Below are 15,204 nucleotides of genomic sequence, written 5' to 3'. Positions count from 1 at the left end.
GCGGGGTCCGGTGCGTGCGGCTGCAAGGCGGAGGAGGGCGTCGGGGCGGAGCCCCGGCGACCGACGACAACGCCGCAGATGCGCGTGCCGGACCCCGCGACCCCGGCAAGATCCGAACGACACCCCCGCACCCTCCGGGCGGTGCGCGGAACGTCACACCCTCCGCGCCGCCCGGAGCACACCCCGGGTCCCGTCCGCTCGCGGGGCCCGGCGCACCACCACCCATGCGTTCGTCTCGGGCCGTCCCCCGGGTCGTGCACGTCCCACAACCCCGCGGCCGCCCCGGCGGTCGGCACGGGTGCCCCTATGAACCTTGGGAGACGACCCCATGACCCAGCAGTCAGTCGAGCCCGGGACCACAGCCGAGGACGCGGGCGCGGGCTCCCGCGTCCCCGCCGGCCGGTCCTGGCTCGACCGGTACTTCCACATAACCCACCGTGGATCCACGGTGGCGCGTGAGGTGCGCGGCGGCATCACCACCTTCATGGCGATGGCGTACATCGTCCTGCTCAACCCCGTGATCCTGTCCGGCAAGGACGCCGCGGGGGACACCCTGGGCCAGAAGGCCCTGATCACCGCGACGGCGCTCGCCGCGGCGGTCACCACGCTCCTCATGGGCTTCGTCGGCAAGGTGCCGCTCGCCCTGGCCGCCGGACTCTCGGTGTCCGGCGTGATCGCCGGCCAGGTCGCCCCCCAGATGACCTGGCCGCAGGCCATGGGCATGTGCGTCATGTACGGCGTGGTGATCATGCTGCTCGTGGTCACCGGGCTCCGCGAGATGATCATGAACGCGATCCCGCTCGCCCTCAAGCACGGCATCACCATGGGCATCGGCCTGTTCATCGCCATCATCGGCCTGGTGAAGGGCGGTTTCGTCCACAAGGGCGAGTCCACCCCGCTCACGCTCGGCCCCGCCGGTGAACTCGCGGGCTGGCCCGTCCTGCTCTTCGCGGGCACCCTGCTCCTGATCTTCATGCTCCAGGCGCGCGACACCCCCGGCGCGATCCTGATCGGCATCGTCTCCGGCACCGTCGTCGCGGTCCTGCTGAACGCCGCCGGGGTCATCGACCCGAAGCAGTGGGCCAACGGCGCCCCGGAACTGCACGGCAGCGCGGTCTCCATGCCCGACTTCTCGCTCTTCGGCAGCCTGGAGTTCGGCGGCTGGGGCGAGGTCGGCGCGATGACCGTCGGCATGATCGTCTTCACGCTGGTGCTGGCCGGGTTCTTCGACGCGATGGCCACCATCATCGGCGTCGGCACCGAGGCGAAGCTCGCCGACGACAAGGGCCGGATGCCGGGCCTGTCGAAGGCGCTGTTCATCGACGGCGCCGGCGGCGCCATCGGCGGTGTGGCGGGCGGCTCCGGCCAGACCGTCTTCGTCGAGTCCGCGACCGGCGTCGGCGAAGGCGCCCGCACCGGACTCGCCTCCGTCGTCACCGGCGCGTTCTTCGCGGCCTGCCTCTTCTTCACGCCGATCACCGCGATCGTGCCGCAGGAGGTGGCCTCGGCCGCGCTGGTCGTCATCGGCGCGATGATGATGATGAACGCCCGGCACGTGGACTGGGCCGACCGGGCCACCGCGATCCCGGTCTTCCTGACCGTCGTCCTGATGCCGTTCACGTACTCCATCACGGCGGGCGTCGCCGCCGGCGTCATCTCCTACGTCGCCATCAAGACCGCGCAGGGCAGGGCACGGGAGATCGGCGCGTTCATGTGGGCGCTGACGGCGATCTTCCTCGTCTACTTCGCCCTCCATCCCATCGAGAGCTGGATGGGCGTGCACTAGCCCCTCCCCCGGGGAACCCCTTCCATATCACCACGGGCAAGGAGACCGAGCATGCTGGACATCGCCGAGGAGCTGCACCGGTGGGTCGAGCAGGGACGCGACGTCGCCGTGGCCACCGTCGTGGCCGTCGGCGGCAGCGCCCCCCGTCCGCCCGGTGCCGCCCTCGCGGTGGACGCCGACGGCACGGTGATCGGCTCGGTCTCCGGCGGCTGTGTGGAGGGGGCCGTCTACGAGCTGTGCCGACAGGCGCTCCGGGACGGCCGAACCGTCGTCGAGCGCTTCGGCTACAGCGACGAGGACGCCTTCGCCGTAGGCCTGACCTGCGGCGGGATCATCGACGTCCTCGTCACGCCGGTACGGGCGGACGGCCCCGCCCGCCCGGCCGTCGCCGCCGCCCTCGCCGCCGCCGCGCGCGGGGCGGCGGCGGCGCTGGCGCGGATCGTGAGCGGCCCGGCGGACCTCATGGGCCGCGCCCTGGCCGTCCGCCCGGACGGCTCCCGCACCGGCGGCTTCGGCACCCACCCCGAACTGGACCGCACGGTGGCCGCCGAGGCGGGCGCCTTCCTGGACGCGGGTCGCACGGGCACGCTGGAGATCGGGGAGCGGGGCTCGCGCTGCGGAGCGCCGCTCACGCTCCTGGTCGAGTCGTCCGTCCCGCCCCCTCGCATGATCGTCTTCGGTGCGATCGACTTCGCCTCGGCACTGGTCCGCGTCGGCAAGTTCCTCGGCCACCACGTGACGGTGTGCGACGCGCGCCCCGTCTTCGCGACGCGGGCCCGCTTCCCGGACGCGGACGAGATCGTCGTGGAGTGGCCGCACGAGTACCTGGCGCGCACCACCGTCGACGCCCGCACGGTGCTGTGCGTCCTGACCCACGACGCCAAGTTCGACGTACCGCTCCTCGAACTGGCCCTGCGCCTGCCGGTCGCCTACGTCGGCGCGATGGGCTCCCGCCGCACCCACCTGGACCGCGACGAGCGTCTGCGCGAGGCCGGCGTGAGCGACCTGGAGCTGAGCCGCCTCAGGTCCCCCATCGGCCTGGACCTCGGCGCCCGCACGCCCGAGGAGACGGCCCTGTCCATCGCCGCGGAGATCGTCGCCGCCCGCCGCGGCGGCAGCGGCGCCCCGCTGACCGGCGCCCACACCCCGATCCACCACGCCGACGCCCCGACCGCGACCGACCGGGCCGGCTCCGTGGCCTGAACGCCCCGCCCCGGCTCAGGCGGCGGTCCGCCACCGGGTCGTCGAGGATGCGGTTCCGGAAGGGGGTCCCGGCCGCCGTCGGCCTTTTCCAGAGGGAGCGGCGGCGGACGGAAGGCGTGAGGACGGGAGCGCCGTCACGCGCGTTCCGCCCCGCGCTCGTCCGGCGGTGGCGGCTGGGCGCTCTGCCGAGCGGGCGACGGGGGATCCTCCCGCTCCCAGCACCGCAGCTTCTCCGGGTTGCGGACCACCCAGATCCGGTTGACGTGTCCGTCGCGGACGTCGAACGCGGCCACGGTCACGACGACGCCGGCCCGCCGGGCCACCAGACCGGGCATACCGTTGACCGACCGCTCCAGGAGTTCGAGCCCCGGTGCCTTGTCGGCGATGGCGGCCATGTACTGAGCGATGCGCGCGGCGCCCTCGACCGGGCGCAGGACGGTGCTGACCATGCCACCGCCGTCGGCGGCCATCACGGCGGCCGGGTCCAGGAGACCGACGAGAGCCGCGATGTCCTTGGTCTGCCACGCCTCCTTGACGTGCCGCACCACGTCGGCCTGGCCGGACGTCGTCACCGGAGCGTGCGCGGCGCTCACCCGCCGCCGGGCGGAGGCCGCCAACTGCTTGCAGGCCGCGGGGGTCCGGCCGAGAACGCCGGCGATCTCGGCGAACGGGTACCGGAAGACGTCGTGCAGGACGAATGCCACCCGCTCGGCCGGCGTCATCGACTCCAGGACGACGAGGAAGGCCATGGTCACCGATTCGTCCATGACGATCTGGTCGGCGGGGTCGGTGCGCTCCAGGGGACCGGCGCCGCCGGCGTGGCCCCACTCGGTGCGGTCGGGCAACGGCTCGGGCAGCCAGGCGCCGACGTAGCGCTCCCGGCGGGCCCGGGCCGAACCGAGCCGGTCCAGACAGATGCGGCTGGTCACCGTCGTCAGCCAGGCACCGGGGGAGCGGACCTCCTCCCGTCGGCTTCGTGGCAGCCCGTACCACCGCGCGTAGGCGTCCTGCACGGCGTCCTCGGCCTCGGTCACCGAACCGAGCAACCGGTAGGCGACATTGATCAGTTGACGCCGCTCGCCCACCGTCTCGTCCGCGCTGGTCCCGACAGTCCCCATGATTCCGGCCGCCCCCTCGCCTTACCTTTCGCAGGCCCGCGTCGTCGGACCGGTGAGACCTTACCGATCTACTGCCCGAGGGCGGGAAAAGGGGACTGCCGCATGACCACTCAGGTGACGACGACAGCGATGGCGACGGCGGACACGCGGCGCGCCTCCTCGTTCCTGCGGGCCGCGATCGCCCTGCAGACCCTCACCATCTTCCTCCAGGCGATCTCCGCGGGCTTGTTGCTGACCTCGTCCTACGGAGAGACGCTGCACAGCGTCGGAGCCCGGGTGATGTACGGGGCGTCGATGCTGTACGTGCTCGCGGCGGTGCTGGCGTGGAAGCCGGGCGGCGGCTCGGTACGCCCCGTATGGCACGCCACGGGTTTCCTCGTCCTCGCCTCGGTCCAGGTCGTGCTCGGCATCGCGCACGTTCCGTCGGTCCATCTCCCCCTGGGTGTCCTGATGTTCGGCCTGAGCCTGCTGGACCTGGTCCGCCCGGAGACCCGGCGCTGACGCCCGGCGGGGCTGCTCAGGGCCGCCTGAGCAGCCGGTTCACCGCCCGTCCGAACACGTACCGTCCCGACCGGCCCAGCACGCCGTCGAAGAGGGACGGCAACAGGCGGACGCGCAGCTCCTCGCGCCAGACCACCCGTGCCCGTCCGCCGGGGCCCGGCCTGACCTCGATCTCGGCCCACCCCCTGATCAGCCGGCCCCGCTTGACCAGCCGGCACCGGCCGGGCGCGTCCTTTCGTGGCGGCTCCCAGACGGTCACCTCCATGGTGTCGTCGAAGGCGAGGGGGCCGATCCCGGTGCGGGCGACCACCACCGTGCCCACGGCCGTGGGCGGGGGAGTGGTCACGGTGACCCGGGTCAGCGGCACGGCGTCGCCGTGGCGGTGCCATGCGGTGAGCCGTCGCCATGCCTCGTCCGGAGGGAGCGGAGCGGTGCGTTCGAGCGAGAAGGTGACCACGTCACGATCGTATGCGCGCGGAGCGCTGCCAGGATGTCAGGGCTCCGGCGATGTCGGCGATCGCGTCGACACCCGTCCGCGCGCGGGGTGGAGGCCCGGCGGAGAGGGTCACCCTTCGCCCGCCTGCCGCCCCTTCGCCAGGTCCCGTATCGCCCGCTCCAGCCGTGTCCGCCGGGTCTCCGGCGTCGCGGCCTGGAGGAGCGGGAGCATCACGAGGTAGCGGGCGGTGCGGTCGAGTGAGTCGAACGCCTCGCGCGCCGCCGGATCCGCGGCGAGTGCCGCGGCGAGGTCGTCGGGGACGGTCGCTGTCGCCTGCGACGCGTACGCGCGGTCCCAGCGACCGTCCTCCCGGGCCCGTCGGACCTCGGCGAGGCCGGGCTCCCGCATCCGGCCCGCCGCCGCCAGCGCCGCGACCTTCTCGACGTTCACCCGCGACCACAGGCTCCTCGGTCTCCGCGGTCCGTACTTCTGGAGGTAGTACCGGTCGTCCAGGCCCCGGCGCTGCCCGGAGATCCAGCCCCAGCACAGCCCCACGTCGACCAGTTCGTCATCGGTGACCGACGCGATCCCGGACGCCTTCTTCGCGACCTTGACCCACACGCCCTCTCGGCGCCCGTGGTGCGCGGTCAGCCACGCGTCGAAGGCCGCCGCATCCGGGAACGCGAGGATTTCCACCCCGTTGAACTCCTCCATGCGGGCCAGGCTAGGGTGCGGCCGGAAGCGGATCAATGCCCGGGCCGCGGCCGGTACGGCCGACGCGTGACGATCGGTCTTCGGCCACTTTCGTCCGAGCCGGCGGAAGAGGCCGAGACGGTCCGCGCGCGCCACCCTCGCGATCACCGAGTTCGTGGGCGGACCCACCACGATGCCCCGGGGTCTCTCGTACGGGTCGGGCCGCAGGGAAGCAGCGGGAGCCGCAGGGAAGCGGCGGGACCTGTCAACACCGCGGACGGGCGGGCCGGATCCCGCGTCCGCGGCATGATCCGAACGGAAGGCCTAGCGGTACACCTTGCCCGGTTCGGCCTTGCCCGGGGCCAGCAGCTGCGGCACCGTCACGAACACGTAGCCGCGCTTCTTGAGCGCGTCGATGATGCCGGGCACGGCGGGCACGGTGCCGTCGTAGAGGTCGTGCAGCAGGATGATGCCGTCCCGGGAGGACTGGTCCAGGACGCGCTCGGTGATCAGGTCGGAGTCGTTCGTCTTGTAGTCCTTGGCGGTCACGCTCCACAGCACCTCCGACAGGCCCAGCTCGCGGCTGATGTCGTGCACCGTGTCGTCGGTGCGGCCCTGCGGCGGGCGCATCAGCGTGGGGCGGTGTCCGGTCAGGCGCTCTATCTCCTTGTTGGGGCGCTCCAGTTCCTCGCGTATCTCGTCCGGCTCGGCATCTGTGAGGATCTTGTGCGTCCAGGTGTGGTTGGCCACCTCGTGGCCCTCGGCGGCCATACGCTTGACGAGTTCCGGATACGTGTCGATGTGCCGTTTGCCGAGCAGGAAGAAGGTCGCCGGGACCTGCTTCTCCTTGAGTATGTCGAGCAGCTTGGCGGAGTGCTCGCTCGGTCCGGCGTCGAAGGTCAGCGCTATGCACTTGGCCTTGCGGCAGTCGACGGTGCCGAAGCCGCCCGCGGCCCGCGCCTGGGCGCCGGCCGCGCCCCGGACGGAGCTGGGGGAGGTCGTCTCGAGCTTGGTGCAGCCGCTCAGTGCCAGTGTCAGCGAGGCGGCCGCCGCGAGAATCGCGGCTCCACGCAACCTGGTCCCGGTCTTTGTCGTCTTGCTGGTCAGCGAAGGCATGCGAGGAATATACACAGCGGGTATATACGCAGTGCATAGTGGTCCCTCGTATGCGCGTTCGAGGTAGCGGGGGCTTGCACCGGGTTACTCAGCCGGCACGAACGTGTCGGCGAGAGTGAGGAGAGACCCGTGAGCGAGAGTCCTGTGGGTGGACGCGCCTGGCGCCGGGCCCTGGTGACCGGCGGCGCCGGGTTCGTGGGATCCCACCTGTGCCACCGGCTGCTGGACGACGGCACCGACGTCGTCTGCCTCGACAACCTGGCCACCGGCTCCCGGAGCAACGTGGCCGACCTGGAACGGCACCGCGGCTTCCGCTTCGTCCGGGCCGACGCGACCGACCCGGCGGCCCTGCGCGGTCTGCCCGGCCGCTTCGACCTCGTCCTGCACTTCGCCTGCCCGGCCTCGCCCGCCGACTACCTCCGGCTTCCCCTGGAGACCCTCGACGTCGGCAGCACCGGCACCCGCAACGCCCTGGAGCGGGCCCGCGCCGACGGTGCCCGCTTCCTGCTCGCCTCCACCTCCGAGGTCTACGGCGACCCGCTCGAACACCCGCAGCGCGAGAGCTACTGGGGCAACGTCAACCCGATCGGCCCGCGCAGCGTCTACGACGAGTCCAAGCGCTTCGCCGAGGCCCTGGTCACCGCCCACCGCCAGGTGCACGGCACCAACACCGCCATCGTGCGCATCTTCAACACGTACGGCCCCCGGATGCGCACCGGCGACGGCCGCGCCGTGCCGACCTTCATCGCGCAGGCCCTGGACGGCATGCCCCTCACCGTCGCCGGGGACGGCGGCCAGACCCGTTCCCTGTGCTACGTCGACGACACCGTCGACGGCGTCCTCGCCCTGGCCGCCTCCGGCGAGAGCGGCCCGGTCAACATCGGCGGCTCCGACGAGATCACCATGCTGGAACTGGCCCGGCGCATCGTCGAACTCACCGGCTCCGGCTCCCGCATCCGCTTCGTCGAACGGCCCGTCGACGACCCGGGCCGACGCAGGCCCGACACGACCCTCGCCCGGGAGCGGCTCGGCTGGCGGCCGCGGGTCGGCTGGAGCGAGGGCCTGGAGCGGACCATCGGCTGGTTCGCGCACTCCGTCGCCGCGTAGGCCCCCGGCGGGGCGGTGCGCGTCGGCCGCTGTGCGGGCGTCCGGCGGGGCGGTGCGCGTCAGCCGCCGCGCAAACCTCCGCGGGATGGCGCGCGCACACTTCACACTCCGCGACGAATCAGCCCATTTCCGGAATTGAGCTGTCTCCAAGTGTTTGAGTCAGCCGCACCACGGCACCCGCCAGGCCAGACAGACCCAGCAGACGCCCGGGACGGAGCACACCCCATGCGCATCCTCGGTATCAACGCCCTGTTCCACGACCCGGCCGCCGCACTCGTCGTCGACGGCCGGACCGTCGCGGCCGCCGAGGAAGAGCGCTTCAGCCGCCGCAAGCACGGCAAGCGCCCGGTGCCCTTCTCCGCGTGGGAGGTGCCGGAACTGTCGGCGCGGTGGTGCCTGGAACACGCCGGGGTGCGGCCCGAGGAACTCGACGCCGTCGCGTACTCCTTCGACCCCCGGCTCGCCCGGCCCGCCCGCGACATGGGCCTGGACGACCCCTGGGACCCGCTGCGCCTCGAATACGCCCGCCGGGCCCCGGGGTTCCTCGCCGACGCGCTGCCCGGACTCGACCCCGACCAGGTCGTCTTCGTCCCCCACCACGTGGCCCACGCCGCCTCCGCCGGACCGGCCTCACCCCACCCCGACAACGACGTCCTCGTCCTCGACGGGCGCGGCGAGTGCGCCTCCCACCTGGCCGGCCGCTACCGCGACGGCAAGCTCGACACCCTCGCCACCCAGGCACTCCCGCACTCGCTGGGCCTGGTCTACGAGGAACTGACCGAGCACCTCGGCTTCCTGCGCAGCAGCGACGAGTACAAGGTGATGGCCCTCGCCTCCTACGGCAAGCCCCGCTTCCTGGACCGGCTGCGCGAGCACGTCCACGCCACCGGCGACGGCGGCTTCCGCGCCCACGGCGTCGACTGGGCGGCCCTCGCCCCGGCCCGCGCCCAGGGCGAGGACTGGACGAAGGACCACGCGGACCTGGCCGCCAGCACCCAGGCGGTGCTGGAGGAACTGCTCCTCGAACTCGTCCACTGGCTGCACCGCGAGGCCGGCGGCGAGGCCCTCACCATGGCCGGCGGCGTCGCCCTGAACTGCGTCGCCAACTCGAAGATCGCCGCGCGCGGCCCGTACCGGCACGTGTGGGTGCAGCCCGCCGCCGGCGACGCCGGAACCGCCCTCGGCGGCGCCCTGCACGTGGCCGCCGCCCAGGAGGGCACCGCCCCCGCGCCCATGCCCGGCGCCGACCTCGGCCGCGGCTGGAGCGACGACGAGATCCGCGCCTGGCTCCAGACGGCCGCGATCCCCTACGAGGAACCGGACGACATCGCCGAGACGGTCGCCGAGGAACTCGCCCGGGACGGCATCGTCGCCTGGTTCCAGGGCCGCAGCGAGTTCGGGCCGCGCGCCCTCGGGCACCGCTCCCTGCTGGCCCACCCGGGCCGCGCGGAGAACCTGGAACGCCTCAACCACGTCAAGGGCCGCGAGGAGTTCCGCCCCGTGGCGCCGATGGTGCTGGCCGGCCGCGCCGCCGACATCTTCACCGGGCCGATCCCCAGCCCGTACATGCTCTTCGTGCACGACGTCGCCCCCGCCTGGCGCGACCGCATCCCGGCCGTCGTCCACGTCGACGGCACCGCCCGCATCCAGACCGTCGAGGAGCGCCGCGAGCCGCTCGTCGCGCGGATGCTGGCCTCCTTCGAGAAGCGCACCGGGCTGCCCGTCGTCGTCAACACCAGCCTCAACACCGCCGGGCGGCCCATGGTCGACGACCCGCGCGACGCGCTGGAGTGCTTCGGCTCCGCGCCCGTGGACCTGCTGGCCATCGGCCCGTTCGCGGTGCGCCGGGGGAAGGCGTTCGGATGAGCGGCGCCCCCATGACCGGCTACGCCGTCGTCATCCCCACGCTCGTCCGCGAGACGCTGGCCGACTGCCTGGCCGCGCTGGCCGCCGCGACCGGCCCCGGGCCCGACGAGATCGTCCTCGTCGACGACCGGCCCGCCCCCGACGCCGACCCGGCCGCCCTGGAGCACCCGCTGAGCGTCCTCGGCGACCTGCGCGAACGCACCGTCGTGCTGCGCAGCGGGGGCCGGGGGCCCGCCGCCGCCCGCAACACCGGCATCCGCGCGGTCACCTCGCCGTGGACCGCCTTCCTCGACGACGACGTCCAGGTCGGCCCGCACTGGTGCGACCAACTGGTCCAGGACCTCGCCGAGGCCGCCCCCGACACCGGCGCCGTCCAGGGCGTCATCGCCGTCCCCCTGCCCGGCGAACGCCGCCCCACCGACTGGGAACGCGGCACCGCCGGGCTCGCGCAGGCCCGCTGGATCACCGCCGACATGGCCTACCGCACCGACGTGCTCAAGCGGGTCCACGGCTTCGACGAACGCTTCCCGCGCGCCTTCCGCGAGGACGCCGACCTCGCGCTGCGCGTCCTCGACGCCGGCTGGCGCATCCAGCGGGGCCGCCGCACCACCCGCCACCCCGTCCGCCCCGCCTCCCGCTGGGTGTCCCTCGCACAGCAGCGCGGCAACGCCGACGACGCCCTGATGCGGCGCCTGCACGGCCCCGACTGGTGGTCCAAGGCGATGGCCCCCCGGGGCCGGATCCGCCGCCACGCCGCGATCACCGCCGCCGGCGTCGCCGCCCTCGCCCTCGCGGTCGCCGGCCGCCCCCGGGCCGCCGCGCTCGCCGGGCTCGGCTGGGCCGCCGGCACCGCCGAGTTCGCCTGGGCCCGCATCGCCCCCGGACCGCGCACCCGCGACGAGGTGACGACCATGCTGGTCACCAGCGTCCTCGTCCCGCCCGCCGCGACCTGGTACCGGCTGAGCGGACTGTGGCGGCACCGCGGTGCCCGCGCCTGGCGGGAGGTGGCCGCATGAGCCCCGTCAAGGCCGTGCTCTTCGACCGCGACGGCACCCTCGTCCACGACGTCCCCCACAACGGCGACCCCGAACGGGTCCGGCCCGTCGACGGCGCCCGCGAGGCGGTCGCGCTGCTGCGCGAGCACGGCATCGGCGTCGGCGTCGTCACCAACCAGTCCGGCGTCGCCCGCGGCCTGATCGGCGACGCCGACGTGCGCCGCGTCAACCGGCGCGTCGACGAGCTGATCGGCCCCTTCGACGTCTGGGCGGTCTGCCCGCACGGCCCCGACGACGGCTGCCACTGCCGCAAGCCGCAGCCGGGACTGGTCCTGTGGGCGGCCGGACGGATCTGCACCGACCCCGCCGACTGCGTCGTCATCGGCGACATCGGCGCCGACGTCGAGGCCGCGCGACGGGCGGGCGCCCACGGCATCCTCGTCCCCAACGAACAGACCCGGCCCGAGGAGACGGCCGCCGCCGACCACATCGCCCCCGACGTCCTGACCGCCGTACGCGCCCTCCTCACCGGCCCGCCGAAGGGCCGCGTCCTGGCCGACGAACGCCCCGTCAAGGCGGCGTTCGCCACGGGCGGCGCCGCCGGCACCCGCGGGAGGCCGCGATGAAGGCACTGGTCACCCGGCTCGACAGCTTCGGCGACGTACTGCTCGCCGGGCCCGCCGTGCGCGCCGTCGCCGCCCGCGCCGACCACGTCACCCTGCTGTGCGGACCGCGCGGCGCGCCCGCGGCCCGGCTGCTGCCCGGCGTGGACGAGATCCTGGTGTGGGACGCGCCGTGGGGCGGATTCGAGCCGCCCGACGTCAGCCGGGAGGACATCGACGCCCTCGCCGAGAGGATCGACGCCGACACCGCGCTGGTCCTCACCTCCTTCCACCAGTCCCCGCTGCCCACCGCCCTGGTGCTGCGCCTGGCCGGCGTCCGGTACATCGCCGCCGACAGCGTGGACTACCCCGGCTCCCTGCTCGACCTGCGCCACCGCCGCGCCCCGCACGCCCACGAGGTGGAGGCCGCCCTCGACCTCGCCGAGGCGGCCGGGTTCCCGCGGCCCGACGACGGCAGGCTCCGGGTGCACCCGCCGCCCCGCACCGACGACCTCACCGGACCCGGCCCGTACGTCGTCCTGCACCCCGGCGCCAGTGTCCCCGCCCGCGCCTGGAGCCCCGAGCGCAGCGCCGAGGCCGTACGCGAACTGGCCGCCGCCGGGCACCGGGTGCTGGTCACCGGCGGCCCCGACGAGCGCGGCCTCACCGCGTACGTCGCGGGCACCCACGGCACCGACCTCGGCGGCCGCACCGAGGCACCGGAACTGTCCGGCGTCCTCGCGGGCGCCTCGGTCGTCGTCACCGGCAACACCGCGCCCGCCCACCTCGCCGCCGCCGTCGGCACCCCCGTGGTGTCCCTGTTCGCCCCGGTCGTACCGGCCGAGCGCTGGCGGCCGTACGGCGTCCCGTACGTCCTGCTCGGCGACCAGGACGCGCCCTGCGCCGACAGCAGGGCCCGCGAGTGCCCCGTCCCCGGCCACCCCTGCCTGACCACCGTCACCGGCACCGACGTGGCCGCCGCCGTCGAGAAACTCCTGGGGGAGGCATGAGGATCCTCATCTGGCACGTGCACGGGTCGTGGACCACGGCCTTCGTGCAGGGCCCCCACACCTACCTCCTCCCGGTCACCCCGGACCGCGGACCCGACGGCCTCGGCCGCGCCCGCACCTGGGACTGGCCCGCGTCGGTGGTCGAGGTCCCGCCCGAGCGGCTGCGGGACGAGGACGTCGACCTCGTGATCCTCCAGCGCCCGCACGAACTCGCCCTGGTCGACCAATGGCTGGGCCGCCGCCCGCCCCTGGTCTACCTGGAGCACAACGCCCCCGACGGCCGCGCTCCAGGGGTACCCGACACCCGCCACCCCGCCGCCGACATCCCCGGCGTCACCCTCGTCCACGTCACCCACTTCAACCGGCTGATGTGGGACTCCGGGACGACGCCCGCCACCGTCGTCGAACACGGCATCGTCGACCCCGGCCACCGCTGGACCGGCGAGCTGGAGCGGGCGGCCGTCGTCGTCAACGAGCCGATACGGCGCGGCCGTACGACCGGCACGGACCTGCTGCCCGAATTTGCGCGCGCCGCCCCGCTCGACGTGTTCGGCATGCGCACCGAGGGACTCGCCGCACACATCGGCGTCGACCCCGGACGCTGCCGCACCCGGGACGTCGCCCAGAGCGACCTGCACACCGAGCTGGCCCGCCGGCGCGTCTACGTCCACCCCGTGCGCTGGACCTCGCTGGGCCTGTCCCTGCTGGAGGCCATGCACCTGGGCATGCCCGTGGTCGCGCTCGCCACCACGGAGGTGACCGAGGCCGTCCCCCCGGGCGCCGGAGTCGTCTCCAACCGCATCGACGTACTGACCGACGCCGTACGCGACTTCCTCGCCGACCCGCCGCACGCGCGGGCCGTCGGCGAGGCGGCCCGCGCGGCGGCCCTGTCCCGCTACGGGCTGTCCCGCTTCCTGGACGACTGGGAGCGGTTGCTGAAGGAGGTGACCCGATGAGGATCGCCATGGTGTCCGAGCACGCGAGCCCGCTCGCCGCGCTCGGCGGCGTCGACGCCGGTGGACAGAACGTCTACGTGGCCCGTCTCACCGAGGAGTTGGCCCGGCGCGGCCACGACGTCACGGTCTACACCCGCCGTGACTCGCTGGACCTGCCCGATCGGGTGCCGCTGCCCGGCGGCGGCATCGTCGAGCACGTCCCGGCCGGGCCGGCCGAGGTCCTCCCCAAGGACGACCTGTTCCCGCACATGCCGACCTTCGGCGCCTGTCTGGCGCGCGCGTGGAGCCGGGAGCGGCCCGACGTGGTCCACGCCCACTTCTGGATGTCCGGCATGGCCTCCCAGATCGGCGCCGGACCGCACGGCATCCCCGTCGTGCAGACCTTCCACGCCCTGGGCACCGTCAAGCGGCGCCACCAGGGCATGCGGGACACCAGCCCGTACGAACGCATCGGCATCGAGCGGCAGATCGGCCGCACCTGCGAACGGGTGCTGGCCACCTGCACCGACGAGGTCGTCGAACTCGGCGACATGGGCGTACCGCCCCGGCAGGTGTCCGTCGTGCCCTGCGGCGTCGACGCCGGGCACTTCCGCCCCGGCGCCGCCTCCGGCCGCACCCCCGCCCGACGGCAGCGGCACCGCCTGCTGGCCTGCGGCCGGCTGGTGCCCCGCAAGGGCTACGACCAGGCGATCCAGGCCCTCGTCGACATCCCCGACACCGAACTCCTCATCGCGGGCGGCCCCCCGTCCGACGCCGTGGCCGCCGACCCCGAGGCGCGGCGCCTGACCGCGCTGGCCCACCGCGCCGGCGTCGCCGACCGGGTCCGGCTGCTCGGCGCGGTCGACCCGCGCGACATGCCCGCCCTGCTCGGCAGCTCCGACCTGGTGCTGTGCACCCCGGTCTACGAACCCTTCGGCATCGTCCCGCTGGAGGCCATGGCCTGCGGCGTGCCCGTCCTCGCCACCGACGTCGGCGGCCACCGCGACTCCGTCGCCGACGGGGTCACCGGCCGCCTCGTCGCCCCGCAGGACCCGGACGCGATCGCCGAGGCCGCCTGCGAACTCCTCGCGGACGAGGAACTGCGCCGCCGGTACGGCGCGGCCGGCCGCGAACGCGTCCTGACGCACTACACGTGGCGGCGCGTCGCCGACGGCGCGGAACAGGTGTACCGCCTGACGCTCGCCGACCACGCCCTGTCGAAGGAGGTGGCGTGATGACCGTGCACCCGCCCGTTCTCGGGCACTGCGACGAACTCCAGGAGGCGCTGGACGCCTTCCGTGCCTCCGCGCACATCACCGAACGCTGGGGCGAGCGGCTCGCCGACGTCCTGTCCGGCGGCGGCAGGCTGCTGGCCGCCGGCAACGGCGGCAGCGCCGCCCAGGCCCAGCACCTGACCGCCGAACTCGTCGGCCGCTACCGCGACGACCGGCCGCCGTTCTCCGCGATCGCCCTGCACGCCGACACCTCCAGCACCACCGCGATCGCCAACGACTACGGCGTCGACGAGGTGTTCGCCCGCCAGGTGCGCGCCCACGGCCGCGAGGGCGACGTGCTGATGCTGCTGTCCACGTCCGGTGCCAGCGCCAACCTGCTGTCCGCCGCCGACGCCGCACGCGTCACCGGCATGCGGGTGTGGGCGCTCACCGGCTGCGAACCCAACCCGCTCATGGCGGGCAGCGACGAGTCGCTGTGCGTGGACGCCCCCTCGACGGCCACCGTCCAGGAGATCCACCTGGTCGCCGTGCACATGATCTGCGCGGCCTTCGACGCCGCCCTGGACCGGGGCGCGCGGGGCAGGACGACGCGGAGGTGACG

The 15,204-nt window shown here is 74.1% G+C and carries 15 protein-coding genes; 11 read left to right on the top strand and 4 right to left on the bottom strand.

Features of this window, described 5'->3' with window-relative positions:
* Window positions 1-328 precede the first annotated feature (328 nt).
* Complete coding sequence (locus ACIRFH_RS22495; protein WP_403523543.1) at window positions 329-1,786, top strand: NCS2 family permease; 1,458 nt, start codon at window positions 329-331, stop codon at window positions 1,784-1,786.
* A 51-nt stretch (window positions 1,787-1,837) separates the two neighbouring features.
* Entirely contained in the window at window positions 1,838-2,989 is a 1,152-nt protein-coding gene (locus ACIRFH_RS22490) for an XdhC family protein (protein ID WP_403523539.1), read from the top strand.
* A 134-nt stretch (window positions 2,990-3,123) separates the two neighbouring features.
* On the opposite strand, the gene sigJ is transcribed toward ACIRFH_RS22490, so the two are convergent.
* Window positions 3,124-4,107 (bottom strand): RNA polymerase sigma factor SigJ, encoded by a 984-nt coding sequence (sigJ, locus tag ACIRFH_RS22485; RefSeq protein ID WP_403523537.1) that lies wholly within the window; start codon window positions 4,105-4,107, stop codon window positions 3,124-3,126.
* 102 nt (window positions 4,108-4,209) lie between these two features.
* Here sigJ and ACIRFH_RS22480 point away from each other — a divergent pair, with 102 nt between their 5' ends.
* Entirely contained in the window at window positions 4,210-4,608 is a 399-nt protein-coding gene (locus ACIRFH_RS22480) for a hypothetical protein (protein WP_403523534.1), read from the top strand.
* A 16-nt stretch (window positions 4,609-4,624) separates the two neighbouring features.
* Here ACIRFH_RS22480 and ACIRFH_RS22475 read toward each other — a convergent pair whose 3' ends face one another.
* The 3 genes from ACIRFH_RS22475 to ACIRFH_RS22465 form a co-directional block, all read right to left on the bottom strand.
* Window positions 4,625-5,065: an SRPBCC family protein gene (locus ACIRFH_RS22475; protein WP_403523531.1), complete on the bottom strand. Its 441-nt coding sequence runs from the start codon at window positions 5,063-5,065 to the stop codon at window positions 4,625-4,627.
* Between the two features lie 108 nt (window positions 5,066-5,173).
* Window positions 5,174-5,758: a YdeI family protein gene (locus tag ACIRFH_RS22470; protein WP_403523528.1), complete on the bottom strand. Its 585-nt coding sequence runs from the start codon at window positions 5,756-5,758 to the stop codon at window positions 5,174-5,176.
* A gap of 303 nt (window positions 5,759-6,061) precedes the next feature.
* A complete protein-coding gene (locus tag ACIRFH_RS22465) occupies window positions 6,062-6,853 on the bottom strand; it encodes a polysaccharide deacetylase family protein (RefSeq protein ID WP_403523525.1) in 792 nt (263 codons plus the stop codon).
* A 129-nt stretch (window positions 6,854-6,982) separates the two neighbouring features.
* Between ACIRFH_RS22465 and ACIRFH_RS22460 the strand changes: the two genes are divergently transcribed.
* The 8 genes from ACIRFH_RS22460 to ACIRFH_RS22425 all read left to right on the top strand — a co-directional run bounded on the left by ACIRFH_RS22460 (window position 6,983) and on the right by ACIRFH_RS22425 (window position 15,202).
* The gene (locus ACIRFH_RS22460; RefSeq protein ID WP_403523521.1) at window positions 6,983-7,960 is read left to right on the top strand and encodes a UDP-glucuronic acid decarboxylase family protein; all 978 of its coding nucleotides are present in this window, start codon (window positions 6,983-6,985) and stop codon (window positions 7,958-7,960) included.
* A 225-nt stretch (window positions 7,961-8,185) separates the two neighbouring features.
* Window positions 8,186-9,826 (top strand): carbamoyltransferase, encoded by a 1,641-nt coding sequence (locus ACIRFH_RS22455; protein ID WP_403523518.1) that lies wholly within the window; start codon window positions 8,186-8,188, stop codon window positions 9,824-9,826.
* The gene (locus ACIRFH_RS22450; RefSeq protein WP_403523515.1) at window positions 9,823-10,842 is read left to right on the top strand and encodes a glycosyltransferase; all 1,020 of its coding nucleotides are present in this window, start codon (window positions 9,823-9,825) and stop codon (window positions 10,840-10,842) included. The genes ACIRFH_RS22455 and ACIRFH_RS22450 overlap by 4 nt, the downstream gene beginning before the upstream one ends.
* A complete protein-coding gene (locus tag ACIRFH_RS22445; RefSeq protein WP_403523512.1) occupies window positions 10,839-11,447 on the top strand; it encodes a D-glycero-alpha-D-manno-heptose-1,7-bisphosphate 7-phosphatase in 609 nt (202 codons plus the stop codon). Before ACIRFH_RS22450 ends, ACIRFH_RS22445 begins: the two co-directional genes overlap by 4 nt.
* Complete coding sequence (locus tag ACIRFH_RS22440; RefSeq protein ID WP_403523509.1) at window positions 11,444-12,433, top strand: glycosyltransferase family 9 protein; 990 nt, start codon at window positions 11,444-11,446, stop codon at window positions 12,431-12,433. The genes ACIRFH_RS22445 and ACIRFH_RS22440 overlap by 4 nt, the downstream gene beginning before the upstream one ends.
* Window positions 12,430-13,389, top strand: coding sequence for a glycosyltransferase (locus tag ACIRFH_RS22435; protein WP_403523506.1), 960 nt, complete (start codon window positions 12,430-12,432; stop codon window positions 13,387-13,389). The genes ACIRFH_RS22440 and ACIRFH_RS22435 overlap by 4 nt, the downstream gene beginning before the upstream one ends.
* Window positions 13,386-14,603: a glycosyltransferase gene (locus ACIRFH_RS22430; protein WP_403523503.1), complete on the top strand. Its 1,218-nt coding sequence runs from the start codon at window positions 13,386-13,388 to the stop codon at window positions 14,601-14,603. The genes ACIRFH_RS22435 and ACIRFH_RS22430 overlap by 4 nt, the downstream gene beginning before the upstream one ends.
* Window positions 14,603-15,202, top strand: a complete 600-nt coding sequence (locus tag ACIRFH_RS22425) for an SIS domain-containing protein (protein WP_403523500.1) — start codon at window positions 14,603-14,605, stop codon at window positions 15,200-15,202. Before ACIRFH_RS22430 ends, ACIRFH_RS22425 begins: the two co-directional genes overlap by 1 nt.
* The last annotated feature ends 2 nt before the right edge of the window (window positions 15,203-15,204 follow it).

Source organism: Streptomyces sp. NPDC093586 (assembly GCF_044764905.1).
Classification (GTDB): domain Bacteria; phylum Actinomycetota; class Actinomycetes; order Streptomycetales; family Streptomycetaceae; genus Streptomyces.
Note: the sequence above shows the minus strand (reverse complement) of the source record. Positions and strands in the feature narration are given on the sequence as shown.

Bases quoted from the DNA above. Each gene is read 5' to 3' on its own strand.
- ACIRFH_RS22435 (WP_403523506.1), top strand. From the start codon at position 12,430: ATGAGGATCCTCATCTGGCACGTGCACGGGTCGTGGACCACGGCCTTC.
- ACIRFH_RS22455 (WP_403523518.1), top strand. From the start codon at position 8,186: ATGCGCATCCTCGGTATCAACGCCCTGTTCCACGACCCGGCCGCCGCA.
- ACIRFH_RS22450 (WP_403523515.1), top strand. From the start codon at position 9,823: ATGAGCGGCGCCCCCATGACCGGCTACGCCGTCGTCATCCCCACGCTC.
- sigJ (WP_403523537.1), bottom strand. From the start codon at position 4,107: ATGGGGACTGTCGGGACCAGCGCGGACGAGACGGTGGGCGAGCGGCGT.
- ACIRFH_RS22440 (WP_403523509.1), top strand. From the start codon at position 11,444: ATGAAGGCACTGGTCACCCGGCTCGACAGCTTCGGCGACGTACTGCTC.
- ACIRFH_RS22425 (WP_403523500.1), top strand. From the start codon at position 14,603: ATGACCGTGCACCCGCCCGTTCTCGGGCACTGCGACGAACTCCAGGAG.
- ACIRFH_RS22445 (WP_403523512.1), top strand. From the start codon at position 10,839: ATGAGCCCCGTCAAGGCCGTGCTCTTCGACCGCGACGGCACCCTCGTC.
- ACIRFH_RS22480 (WP_403523534.1), top strand. From the start codon at position 4,210: ATGACCACTCAGGTGACGACGACAGCGATGGCGACGGCGGACACGCGG.
- ACIRFH_RS22430 (WP_403523503.1), top strand. From the start codon at position 13,386: ATGAGGATCGCCATGGTGTCCGAGCACGCGAGCCCGCTCGCCGCGCTC.
- ACIRFH_RS22465 (WP_403523525.1), bottom strand. From the start codon at position 6,853: ATGCCTTCGCTGACCAGCAAGACGACAAAGACCGGGACCAGGTTGCGT.
- ACIRFH_RS22490 (WP_403523539.1), top strand. From the start codon at position 1,838: ATGCTGGACATCGCCGAGGAGCTGCACCGGTGGGTCGAGCAGGGACGC.
- ACIRFH_RS22495 (WP_403523543.1), top strand. From the start codon at position 329: ATGACCCAGCAGTCAGTCGAGCCCGGGACCACAGCCGAGGACGCGGGC.
- ACIRFH_RS22470 (WP_403523528.1), bottom strand. From the start codon at position 5,758: ATGGAGGAGTTCAACGGGGTGGAAATCCTCGCGTTCCCGGATGCGGCG.